We start from the raw sequence: 11,801 nt of genomic DNA on the forward strand, positions 1-11,801 counted from the left end.
CGTTACGCCGCCTTGCGATCCTCCGCGAGATTGGCAAGCTGGCGCATGATTTCGGTGGTACCCATCAGGCGTTCCTCCGGAGTTTCCCAGTTCTGGAAGAACACGACTTTCATGTCGGGGCGAACCTTTGCCGCCTGTCCATGCTGACGGATGAAATAAACCAGCCGATCGGGTTGTGCGAACTTGTTGTCCCGGAAAGAAATCACCGCGCCTTTCGGTCCCGCATCGACCTTCTCGATATTGGCGCGGCGGCAATAGGCTTTGATCGCTGCGACCTTGAACAGGTAACGGACTTCGTCCGGCAATTGGCCAAAGCGGTCGCGCAGCTCCGCGGCAAAGTTATCGATTTCATCATCGGTGTCGAGGTCGGCAAGCCGACGGTACAACGATAGCCGAACTGCCAGATCAGCGACGTAGTCTTCCGGGATCAACACCGGCATCCCGATGGTGATCTGCGGGGACCAGCGATCGTCGGCGAGTTCCGTCACGCCGGTCTTGAGATTCTCGATCGCCTCCTCCAGCATCGATTGATAGAGCTCGAATCCGACTTCCTTGATGTGGCCCGACTGTTCCTCGCCGAGCAGATTGCCGGCGCCGCGAATGTCGAGATCGTGCGACGCAAGCTGGAACCCGGCCCCCAGAGTTTCGAGCGACTGCAAAACCTTGAGCCTGCGCTCGGCCTGCGCCGTGATCTTATGCTTCGACGGCAGCGTGAACAGCGCATAGGCGCGCAGCTTCGAGCGGCCGACCCGGCCGCGCAACTGATAAAGCTGTGCCAGCCCGAACATGTCGGCGCGATGCACGATGAGAGTGTTGGCGGTCGGAATGTCGAGCCCGGACTCCACGATGGTCGTCGAGAGCAGGACATCGTACTTGCCGTCGTAGAAGGCCGATATGATATCCTCGATCACTGTCGGCGGCATCTGGCCGTGAGCGACGGCAACTTTCATTTCTGGTACGTGTTTGTCGAGAAAGTCCTTGACCTCGGCCAGATCGCTAACGCGCGGTACGACATAGAAGGCCTGGCCGCCGCGATAGCGTTCGCGCAGCAGAGCCTCGCGGATCATCAAAGGATCGTGCGGCGCCACGAAGGTGCGGACCGCGAGACGATCGACCGGCGGCGAAGCGATGATCGAGAGGTCGCGCACACCGGTCAGCGCCAGTTGCAGCGTGCGCGGAATCGGAGTCGCGCTCAACGTCAGAACGTGGACGTGCGCCCGCAGTTGCTTCAGCCGCTCCTTGTGACTGACGCCGAAGTGCTGCTCCTCGTCGACCACCAGAAGTCCCAGGTCTCTGAACTTGATGGATTTGCTAAGTAAGGCATGTGTGCCGACGACGATATCCACCGAGCCGTCGGCCATCCCCTTCTTGACCTGCGTCAACTCCTTCGGAGACACCAGTCTCGATGCCTGCGCGACATTGACCGGGAAACCGCGAAACCGCTCGGTGAAGGTTTTCGCATGTTGACGTGCAAGCAGCGTTGTCGGCACAACGATTGCGACCTGCTTTCCGTCCAGTGCGACAGCAAAAGCTGCCCGCAAGGCCACTTCGGTTTTGCCGAAGCCAACATCACCGCACACCAGCCGATCCATTGGCTTGCCGCTCTCGAGATCCTCCAGCGACGCTTGGATGGCGCCGAGCTGATCCTCCGTTTCATCGTAGGGGAAGCGCGCACAGAATTCATCGTAGAGGCCGGACTGTACCGGCAGCTTCGGCGCATCACGCAAATGCCGCTCCGCGGCGATTCTGATCAATTCACCTGCGATCTCACGAATGCGGCTTTTCAGCTTGGCCTTGCGGGCCTGCCACCCACCGCCGCCGAGCCGATCAAGTTCGACATTGGCGTGATCGGAGCCGTAGCGCGATAACAGTTCAATGTTCTCAACCGGCAGGAATAGTTTGGTCTCATTGGCATAACGTAGTTCCAGACAATCGTGCGGCGCGCCGCCGACTTCCAGCGTCTGCAGGCCGACAAAACGCCCGATACCGTGCTCGACGTGAACAACGAGATCGCTCGCCGCAAGGCTGGTCACTTCCGAGATGAAATTATCGAGTTTGCGGCTGGCCTTGCGCGGCCGCACCAGACGATCGCCAAGTATATCCTGTTCGCTGATGACCGCGACAGATTCGGTCTCAAATCCCGATTCTATTCCAACGACGGCCAGCATGATCTCATTGCGTGGCGTTGCCTGAACCGTGCGCCAGACATTGATGCTCGTCAGGTTGAGCAGCTTGTGATCCCTGAGCATGCTCGCCATGCGGTCGCGCGAACCCTCGCTCCACAACGAAACGATGACTTTCTTGCGCGTGGCCTGCAAGGCCTGCACATGGGACACGACGGACTCGAAAACGTTGAGGGCAGCGTCGGCCCGTTCTGGCGCGAAATCTCGCCCCTGTCGTGCGCCCGCATCGATGACATTGAGAGCTTCGTCAGGCATCGCGAACGGCGTCAGTCGCACCAGCGCCGCTTCATTGATCCGTTTCGTCCATTCATCTGGCATAAGATAAAGGCGATCAGGCGGAAGCGGCTTATAGGGCGCGCCGCCGCCGGCGTGCTCAAGGGCCTCGCGGCGCGCTTCAAAGTAATCGGTGATCTGCTTGAAACGCTCGCCTGCGGCGTCTTCGCCCTGCGGCTCGATGACGATGGCCGCGCCGTCAAGATAATCGAACAGCGTATCCATGCGTTCATGAAACAGCGGCAGCCAGTGCTCCATGCCTGGATATCGCCGCCCTTCGCTGACAGCCTCATACAACAGGTCATCGCGTTCCGGTGCGCCAAAAGCCGCGACGTATCCCATTCGGAAGCGCCGGATGGTTTCGGTGACAAACTGGAATTCGGAGATCGGGACGAGATCGAGCGAGCGTACGTCGAACAGCGTGCGCTGGGTTTCCGGGTCGAATGATCGGATCGACTCCAGCGAGTCGCCGAAGAAATCGAATCGGACAGGCTGGTCGAGACTGGAAGGAAACAGATCGAGGATGCCGCCGCGCACGGCATATTCGCCGGGTTCGCGAACCGTCGAGGAACGATTGTAGCCGTTGTGCTCAAGCCATGCGACGATCGAATCCATCGGCACCACATGGCCAGGCGCGACTGACAGGGCCTGAGACGCAACGATCGCGCGCGCCGGCACGCGTTGCAGGATCGCGTTGATCGTCGTGAGGACGATCAGAGGCGCGTCGCTGCCGGTCAGACGAGACAAGCGCGCAAGCGTTGTCAGGCGCTGGGCAAGTACGCCTCCATGCGGCGAGACTCGATCATAGGGTTGGCAATCCCACGCCGGAAACTGCATGACCGAAATATCAGGCGCGAAGAACTCCAGCCCGCGCGCCAGCTGCTGCATCCGCGGGCCATCCCGGCAGACCACCGCCAGGCTGACTGCCGAAACCTGCCGCCCCGCCTTGGCCTTGATGGCTCGCGCGAGGTCAGAGACGACAAGCCCTTCGGCGCCTTCCGCGACATTTGCGAGCGTCAGTGGACGGCCCTGTGACAGCGAGTCCGCAGGTGATCGGGGAGTCGCTTTCATGCGGCCTGTCCCGGCCGAAATGACTTTATGCGATCAAACAGCGCGGTCCGATACTCGGAAGCCAGCGGAGCGCCGTCGCTGAGTGCTGCGTAAAGGTCCGGGTCCGGAACCTCGATCAAGCTTTCGAGATCGTTTAACTCCGCGTCCGTCAACGAACCAATCTCCTCATCAACGAATCGGCCAAGAATCAAATCCATCTCGCGCATCCCGCGATGCCAGCAGCGATACAGCAGCCGTTTTCGGCGGTCATCTAGGCCACGGCTTGATCGTGTCGATCCTGTCATCCATCAATTCCAATCAAACGCCAAAAGCCCGGACGAGCCGGGCCGGCACCATATAGCCTTCGCGATAACGGATGTCAGCACCTGTCTCGCGCATTGCATAATCAGAAATTTGCATTCAAGGCTTGCAATCGATCCAGTTCACTTCGTCGAGTCGCTTGATGCACCCTGCGCTGCTCAATCCGCTCTTTGTACCGGTGACCAGCCTGTCCGGCGTCGGCCCGAAGCAGGACAAGCTGTTCCGGTATCTGCTCGCACGCGATGAAACTCCGCGGCTGATCGATCTGCTGTTTCATCTGCCTGCAAGCGTCGTCGATCGCAGAGCCCGGCCCAAGATTCGCGACGCCGTCCCCGGCACTATCGTAACGCTGGAGGTGACCGTCGACCAGCATCGCCCCGCGCCGCCCGGGCGCTCGCGCGCGCCGCATCTGGTCTATGCCAGCGACGAGACCGGAGACGTCGTACTAACCTACTTCCGCGCCCAGCCCGGCTACGTCGAAAAGCTGCTTCCCATAGGCAGTAGGCGCTATGTGTCCGGCACGATTCAGACGTTCGACGGTGCGCTTCAGATCGTGCATCCCGATCGTGTGGTCGATGAGGCGGGACTGGCAAAGCTCTCAGGCATCGATCCCGTCTATCCCCTCACGGAGGGTCTGGCGCTGGGCTCCTTGCGGCGCGCCATCGCGGGCGCCTTGCAAAAGCTCCCCGTTTTGCCCGAATGGATCAGTCCGGACATTTTGCGCCGGTGCAGCTTCCCGCCGCTTCAGGAAGCGCTCCATCGCGTTCATGTCCTGCTGGAATTGACCGATATTCTGCCGGAAGGCCGGTTCTGGTCACGCCTTGCCTTCGACGAACTGCTTGCCGGACAACTCGCGCTGGCGCTCGTGCGAACGCAGCTTCGCCGGCCGGCTGGAAGCCGACACGCCGGCGACGGACACCTGCGCAACAGGATCATCGACGCGCTTCCCTACGCCCTGACCGCATCTCAACAGCAGGCGGCTGCCGCGATCAGCGACGACCTGCGGCAGCCGGTGCGGATGCTGCGGCTGCTTCAGGGAGATGTCGGTTCGGGCAAGACGGTTGTCGCCCTGCTCGCTGCGGCGGCGGTGGCCGAAGCCGGCAAGCAGACGGCTTTGATGGCGCCGACCGAGATCCTTGCCCGCCAGCATATCAAGACCATCGCGCCGCTGGCTGAACAGGCCGGCCTGCGCGTTGCGATCCTGACCGGCCGCGAGAAAGGCAAGGAACGGCGCGAGATCACGGCACGCCTCGCCGATGGCGACATCGACCTGCTTGTCGGCACCCACGCGCTGATTCAGGATGACGTCGCGTTCAAGGCGCTAGCGCTTGCGGTAGTGGACGAACAGCACCGTTTCGGCGTGCGCGAGCGTCTCGCACTAACCGCTAAGGGCGAGGCCGTGGATGTTTTGGTGCTGAGTGCGACGCCGATCCCGCGCACGCTCGTTCTCACTTATTTCGGCGACATGGACGTCTCTGAATTGCGCGAAAAACCCGCTGGCCGGCAGCCGATCGATACCCGCGCCGTCCCCGACAACCGGTTGGACGAGGTGATCGATGCCGTCGGCCGCGCGGTGAAGGCCGGTAAGCTGGTTTACTGGATCTGTCCGTTGGTCGAGGAATCCGAGACCGTCGACCTGACCGATGCGGAACAGCGCTTCGACAGCCTCAAGGCACGCTTCGGCGACAAGGTCGGCCTTGTCCATGGCAAGATGCGGGGCCTCGAGAAAGATCGCGTGATGGCGCAATTCGCGGCAGCCGAAATCAATCTGCTGGTCGCGACAACCGTCGTCGAGGTTGGCGTCGACGTGCCGGCGGCGACCATCATGGTCATCGAGAACGCCGAACGCTTCGGTCTCGCGCAACTGCACCAATTGCGGGGACGGATCGGTCGCGGTTCGGAACCCTCGACTTGCCTTCTGCTTTACCGGGAGCCGCTAGGAGAAATGTCCGCCGCCCGGTTGCGGGTGATCCGGGAAACCACAGACGGCTTCCGTATCGCCGAAGAGGACCTGAAACTGCGTGGCGAAGGCGACATACTCGGAACCCGTCAAAGCGGCCTGCCCGGCTATCGCATCGCGCGCTCCGATGTCCACGCGCAACTCATCACGTTGGCTCGCGACGAAGCCCTGCGCATTCTGAAGCAAAATCCGAATCTCACGGGCGCGCACGGCGAAGCGTTGCGATGCTTGCTGCATCTGTTTGAGCGTGACGAAGCCCTGCCCCTGCTCGGCGCGGGTTAAGAACACCTTGGGGTCGGTCGGCGGGCCGTCATAGGCCTTCGCGAATTCAGCGAGCGGCAGCGGCAGCGTCAGCGGAGCCCCGTTGGAATTGATCGCCTGCACAATCAGGTTCTGGCCCTTCTTCATGTGGCCGAGCATATCTGCTGTCAGTTCATAATCAGACATGCAGCCGTTGGTGAAGCAGATCACGTAAGGGCTCTGCTGCGGCGGATTACTGTCGATAATGATCCGCGTTCCGTGGACGAGCTGCATCCCGAGCGGCAGCGTCACGCGAAGAATCTTCTTCGGCTCGCCTTCAGGCTCAATGATGACCGCTGCGATCACAGGTTGGCCGGATTCGATCCGTCCATCCTTGCCGGTGAAACACACCTGCTTGGCCTTCTCGTCCTTCCCCTTCAGGCAGAACTTGGTCCAGGGGGCATAGATCAGCTGCACCTGCTGGTCGGCTGGCGCTGCTTGAGTCGCTGGCGCGGCCTGAGCTGCTGGCGCTGCCTGAGTTGCTGGTGCTCCCTTTGCGGCCGCCGGTTTGCCTTTGGATACGGCGGGTGCTTGCTGAGCGAAGGCGTCCGACACAAATGGAGCGGCTACGAGCGTCACCGCGGCGAACAAGGCAAAGGCCCGTCCGCGAGGCAAAGCGGATGCGGTCAAGAGACGAAAATTCATTGCGGAAAACCCTTTCCTGAACGCCAGCGGTCTCGATTCTATCATTCGCATTTCGTTTCAGCGAGCCTTACGAGTGTTTAGAATCGAAGGACCGCTTGCAACCCAATTGCTGGTGGAGCTTCGAATTCGACATTCGCGTTCCCGACGCGGTCGGCTGACGAAAATGCCGAATTCACTCCACTAAGACCTGCCCCCGAAGGGCGGGCGTCGGTGCAGACCATTCGGCGGCTGTCTCTTAGTGAAATGAGGCGGTTACGTGACGGTTCGCACTATCATGGACAATTGCCAGCCTTCAATACTAGGGCGCATAAAAAGATCAATGGCAACATACGTTTTTTGACATCCCTTCAAACCGCGTCGCGGCGGTTGTGATAAAATTTTCTGTGCGTAAGTTCGAATCAAAACGGACCCGGTGTTTTCGATCGATACCGCGTTACCGCGGCCGGACAGGAGTGTGTCTGGCGCTCGCAGTCGGGCTGCTCGCTGCCGGATACCAAGGAGTTTCGGCGAATCCCGGCTACGCCATCGCAATGCATGGCAAACCGGTCTTGTCTCCTGATTTCAGCCAGATGCCCTATGCCAATCCAGACGCTCCCAAGGGCGGCCAGCTGGTTCAGAGTGTTCCCGGTAGCTTCGATAGCCTCAATCCCTTCATCGTCAAAGGCGTCGCGCTTCAGCAAATTCGAGGGTTCGTGGTCGAGAGCCTGATGGCCCGAGGCAACGACGAACCTTTCACGCTCTATGGCCTGCTGGCGGACAGGATTGAAACCGACGATGCCCGAACTTACGCCACCTTCCACCTCAACCCGCTGGCGCGTTTTTACGACAAACAACCCGTTCGTGCCGAAGACGTGCTCTTTTCCTGGCAACTCCTCCGGGACAAGGGCCGCCCCAATCATCGTCAGTATTATTCGAAAGTTGCAACGGCAGAGGCGATCGATGAGCACACGGTGCGTTTCGATTTCGGTGGAACCGTGGATCGCGAGCTGCCCCTGATCCTCGGCTTGATGCCTATTTTGCCGAAACATGCCATCGATGCCGCTACTTTCGAACAGACCTCGATGACACCCCCGTTGGGGTCCGGGCCGTATCGCGTGACCTCAGTCAAGCCTGGAGCCAGTGTTACGCTGACGCGCAACCCGGACTACTGGGGGCGCGACCTGCCGATCAACCGCGGCCTGTGGAATTTCGATGAGATCAGGTTCGATTTTTATCGGGAAGCCAATAGTCAGTTCGAGGCCTTCAAGCGCGGTTTGTATGATTTTCGTGTTGAGACTGAACCGCTGCGCTGGCACGAAGGGTACAACTTTCCGGCTGCGGACAATGGCCAGCTCGTTCGCGAAGCCGTCAAGACCGGCCTGCCCGCGCCCTCGGAATATCTGGTGTTCAATACGCGACGGCCGATATTCTCCGATATTCGCGTCCGCGAGGCGCTCACGCTGCTATTCGATTTCGAGTGGATCAACCGAAACTATTTTTTCGGACTTTACAGCCGCGCTGGCGGCTTCTTTGCAGGATCGGAGCTATCCGCCTACGCACGCGCTGCTGACGAAGGAGAGCGGTCGCTGCTGGAGCTGTTTCCGTCGGCCGTGCAGCCCGACATTCTCGACGGCAGCTACCGCCTTCCGATGACCGACGGTTCGGGCCGGGACCGCGAGGCCCTGCGGGCTGCCCTCGCCCTTCTGTCGCAAGCGGGTTATGAGTTTGACGGCACGGTTTTACGTCATCGCTCGACCAAAGTGCCTCTCGCCTTTGAAATCCTGGTGACCACCCGCGATCAGGAGCGAATCGCGCTGACTTACGCGCGTGATCTCAAGCGGGCCGGAATCGACGTGTCCGTGCGCTCAGTCGATGGCGTGCAGTTCGATCAGCGGCGGCTCGGGTTTGATTTTGACATGATCCAGAATCGCTGGGATCAATCGCTGTCGCCCGGCAACGAGCAGTCCTTCTACTGGGGCAGCGAAGCCGCCGACACTCCGGGTACCCGAAATTACATGGGCGTGAAGAACCCGGCGATCGATGCCATGATCGCAGCCATGCTCAAAGCCCGGCAGCGACCCGACTTCGTCGATGCGGTTCGCGCACTCGACCGGGTCCTGATGTCCGGATTTTATGCAATTCCGGTCTATAACGTTCGAGAACAATGGATCGCGCGCTGGAATCGGATAGAACAACCAGCAGCGACCGCGTTGACTGGATATCTCCCTGAAACATGGTGGCGAAGGCCGCCGAAGCCGGGCAAGTGACCTCGTGCTCCAGAACAATCCATCGCCCACGCTGGATGAACTATTCGACCGTATCCTTGCCAGGCAGCCGGATCAGCCGGCGCTGATTGATCCGCCCGACAAGTTGCGGGTTACGGGACAACCGCCGCGGCGTCTGACCTTTGCCCAGGCAGATCGGGCCGTATCGGCGTTGGCGGCCCACTTTATCGACGCCGGTTTGCCGGCCAATTCCGTCATAGCAGTACAATTGCCGAACACCATCGAATTGGTGCTGACAGTGCTTGCCGCCTATCGCGCCGGTCTGATCGTCGCGTTATTGCCCCAGCTTTGGCGGCAGGCTGAACTCACTGTTGCGATCAACCGAACGGGCGCGCGCGCGATCGTCGCCATGGGCAATATCGACGGTGTCGATCATGCCGATCTGGCGATGAAGGCGGCTGCGGAAGTCTTTTCTGTCCGTCATGTCTGCGGCTTCGGCAGCAATTTGCCGGAAGGAATGGTTCCGCTGGATATTGCCGTCGATAGGAAAATCGACAACTCGCGGCTCGCGGTTCAGGATTCGCGCCGCGCCGCGCTGGTGACGTTCGAGGCCTCGGGCTCAGGCTTTCTCGCGGTGCCACGAACCCATGTAAACCTGATTGCCGCCGGGCTCGCCGTGTTTCTCGAGAGTGAATTGCCCCAGAGCGCAACAATTCTCTCGGCTCTCGCACCGTCGTCGTTCGCCGGACTGACTTCATCATTCGTGATGTGGCTGCTCAGCGGCGGCACGCTGGCGCTGCATCATCCCTTCGACGAGGATGTTCTCGCGCAGCAGATCGAGACCGAACGTTGCGACACGCTGGTCGCGCCAGCTCCGCTGGCATTGCGGATGGCGGAAGCCGGCGTTCTGTCATCCATGCCGAGCCTGCGTCATGTTGTGGGGCTCTGGCGAGTTCCGGAACAGGTGGGGTCGAGTGCGCTCTGGCCCGACAACGGGTGTCAGATGACGGACGTCTACCTGTTCGGTGAGGTGGGTCTTTTCGCGGCTCGCCGGGCGGAGGATGGCTCCCCTGCCCCCATCATGCCCGGTCCTTACCGGGCGCCGCCTCAGGTTCCCATATCATCGACGGCCGGCGAAATCGTTTTGACTCCGAACGGAACGCTGGGGCTACGGGGACCGATGGTTCCGATCGCGGCTTACGCCCCGTCGGAACGGCCGTCCGATACCCTCGGGTCGCTATCTCAACCGGACTTCGTGGATACAGGTTATGCCGCACGGATCGATCGTGCCACAGGCGCCATCGCCATCACGGCCCCGCCCGCTGGTGTCATGGCCGTAGGTGGCTACAGGTTTCTTGCACCGGATCTCCAGGAGTGGGCACGACGGCTCGGACCGAACGCCATGCTGACCGCGCTTCCCGACCGTCTGAGCGGCCATCGCCTTGCCGGGCGAGCCAGCGACAATACTCGCGCTCGCGAGGCGCTCACTGAACTGGGGTTGAACCCGTTGATGGTGGAAGCGTTTCGCGATCGTCGGGTGACCGACTGATCGAATCCGGCACCATTCATTGACGCTGCATTAAGGGCAACAAACTAGGATCGTAAGCCTTGGTACGTATCCGGGGTCGTGAAAGATGTCCCAGCAAGGCCCGCTCATCGTTATCTCACACGGCGAGCGACGAGCGTCCCTAGTCATCCCATCATGCCAGAGCATCTTTCCCGTCATCGACATCGATTGGTCGGAAGCATCTGAGGGCATCGAACTCCTTCAACCTGCAGCCGTCTTTGTCCCCACGACCGAAGGCGCGGGCGGGGGATTGGATCGCCTTGCTGATCAGCTTGCTGCGATGCAGCCCTACGTTCCCCTGATCGTCGCCGATCCCGAAATGCCCTGCCCGGACAACGCGCTTCCGTTCTCGCTCCTAAACGGAGGGATCGATCGGTTCGACAGGCGTCTCAATGCGGCGCTACGCGTGCGAACGCTTCACAAGACCGTACTTCGGCGGCTTGCGAGTAATCCGGCGGTCCCACGCCTGCCGGATTCGAACCCGATCGGGGATGCGACCGTTCTCCTGATTGGGCGCGGCGCCGCTTATCCCACGCTATCGGTTGCTTTTGGCGAACGGCTCGGCGTCGTCGGGGCGCTCAGCATCGAGGTAGCGGCGAAGCACCTCAACGCGCGCGATCTGGACGGAATCATTATCAGCGAAGGGTTCTCTCAGCGTGTGGTTGACGCGCTGTTGACTGTACTGGCTGAAGACTCGCGCTTTCGTAATTTGCCGATCGCGGTTACGTCCGGCGGCTCGTTGGCGAACTATGATCTTCCCAATCTCGAAGTGATGTCAGGCGAGCCCTATCGCGTCGTAAGCACATTTCTCCCGTTGGTTCGGCAACAAGCTTTCGAAGCCCGTCTCCGTCGTACGCTAAGGTCCATGGATGCGGGCGGTCTCCTGGACCCACGAACCGGCCTTCTGACCCTGGATGCCTTCCACCGTGAACTAAACTCGGCAATCCATCAGACCAGATCCAGTGGGGCAAACATCTCTGTTGCCCGCTTCTCGCTTGGCCAGAAGCATGAACGCTCACTATTCGATGCAGCTCGTATTCTGAGCCGGCTGATGCGGCGAATGGATTTCGGTACGCTCGAAACCGACGGCTCGATCGTTGTGGTCTTCGCCGACGCCGATTTGCGCAACGCCCAGATGATCGCGCGACGGCTTTCGAGCGTGATGAAGCATACGACCCACAGTGTTAAACGAGCAATGCGGGTCGATCCCCAGGTCGCCCTGACGGCATCAAGATCCGATGACTCCGTAGCGTCGCTTCTCAGCCGCTTGAATGAGAAGGCGCGTGCTGCGTCATGAT

At 60.6% G+C, this 11,801-nt stretch carries 6 protein-coding genes and 1 pseudogene; 4 read left to right on the plus strand and 3 right to left on the minus strand.

Going from position 1 to position 11,801, the window contains the following annotated elements; all coding sequences use genetic code 11:
- Nucleotides 1-2: 2 nt before the first annotated feature.
- Nucleotides 3-3,527, minus strand: a complete 3,525-nt coding sequence (gene mfd / locus ACM561_RS08020; protein ID WP_425909294.1) for a transcription-repair coupling factor — start codon at nucleotides 3,525-3,527, stop codon at nucleotides 3-5.
- Nucleotides 3,524-3,811: a succinate dehydrogenase assembly factor 2 gene (locus ACM561_RS08025; RefSeq protein ID WP_079446548.1), complete on the minus strand. Its 288-nt coding sequence runs from the start codon at nucleotides 3,809-3,811 to the stop codon at nucleotides 3,524-3,526. Before ACM561_RS08025 ends, mfd begins: the two co-directional genes overlap by 4 nt.
- A 158-nt stretch (nucleotides 3,812-3,969) precedes the next feature.
- Between ACM561_RS08025 and recG the strand changes: the two genes are divergently transcribed.
- Nucleotides 3,970-6,069 (plus strand): ATP-dependent DNA helicase RecG, encoded by a 2,100-nt coding sequence (gene recG / locus ACM561_RS08030; RefSeq protein WP_425909296.1) that lies wholly within the window; start codon nucleotides 3,970-3,972, stop codon nucleotides 6,067-6,069.
- Here the strand turns inward: recG and ACM561_RS08035 are convergent.
- Nucleotides 5,983-6,732, minus strand: a pseudogene (locus tag ACM561_RS08035) (invasion associated locus B family protein); the annotation flags it as partial. The gene recG and the pseudogene ACM561_RS08035 sit on opposite strands and share 87 nt — an antisense overlap.
- A 530-nt stretch (nucleotides 6,733-7,262) precedes the next feature.
- On the opposite strand from ACM561_RS08035, the gene ACM561_RS08040 reads away from it, so the two are divergent.
- The 3 genes from ACM561_RS08040 (at nucleotide 7,263) to ACM561_RS08050 (ending at nucleotide 11,800) form a co-directional block, all read left to right on the plus strand.
- Nucleotides 7,263-8,978 carry an extracellular solute-binding protein gene (locus tag ACM561_RS08040; protein WP_425909289.1) on the plus strand — a complete coding sequence of 572 codons (1,716 nt, stop codon included), beginning with the start codon at nucleotides 7,263-7,265 and terminating at the stop codon, nucleotides 8,976-8,978.
- A gap of 4 nt (nucleotides 8,979-8,982) precedes the next feature.
- Nucleotides 8,983-10,485 (plus strand): AMP-binding protein, encoded by a 1,503-nt coding sequence (locus tag ACM561_RS08045; RefSeq protein ID WP_425909291.1) that lies wholly within the window; start codon nucleotides 8,983-8,985, stop codon nucleotides 10,483-10,485.
- 85 nt (nucleotides 10,486-10,570) lie between these two features.
- A complete protein-coding gene (locus tag ACM561_RS08050; protein WP_425909292.1) occupies nucleotides 10,571-11,800 on the plus strand; it encodes a GGDEF domain-containing protein in 1,230 nt (409 codons plus the stop codon).
- Nucleotide 11,801 lies beyond the last annotated feature (1 nt).

Origin of the sequence: Nitrobacter sp. TKz-YC02 (genome assembly GCF_049852135.1) — a bacterium.
GTDB lineage: Bacteria > Pseudomonadota > Alphaproteobacteria > Rhizobiales > Xanthobacteraceae > Nitrobacter > Nitrobacter vulgaris.

Excerpts from the sequence above, each read along its gene's own strand:
- ACM561_RS08050 (WP_425909292.1), top strand. The coding sequence starts at position 10,571 with ATGTCCCAGCAAGGCCCGCTCATCGTTATCTCACACGGCGAGCGACGA.
- ACM561_RS08040 (WP_425909289.1), top strand. The coding sequence starts at position 7,263 with ATGCATGGCAAACCGGTCTTGTCTCCTGATTTCAGCCAGATGCCCTAT.
- mfd (WP_425909294.1), bottom strand. The coding sequence starts at position 3,527 with ATGAAAGCGACTCCCCGATCACCTGCGGACTCGCTGTCACAGGGCCGT.
- ACM561_RS08025 (WP_079446548.1), bottom strand. The coding sequence starts at position 3,811 with ATGACAGGATCGACACGATCAAGCCGTGGCCTAGATGACCGCCGAAAA.
- recG (WP_425909296.1), top strand. The coding sequence starts at position 3,970 with ATGCACCCTGCGCTGCTCAATCCGCTCTTTGTACCGGTGACCAGCCTG.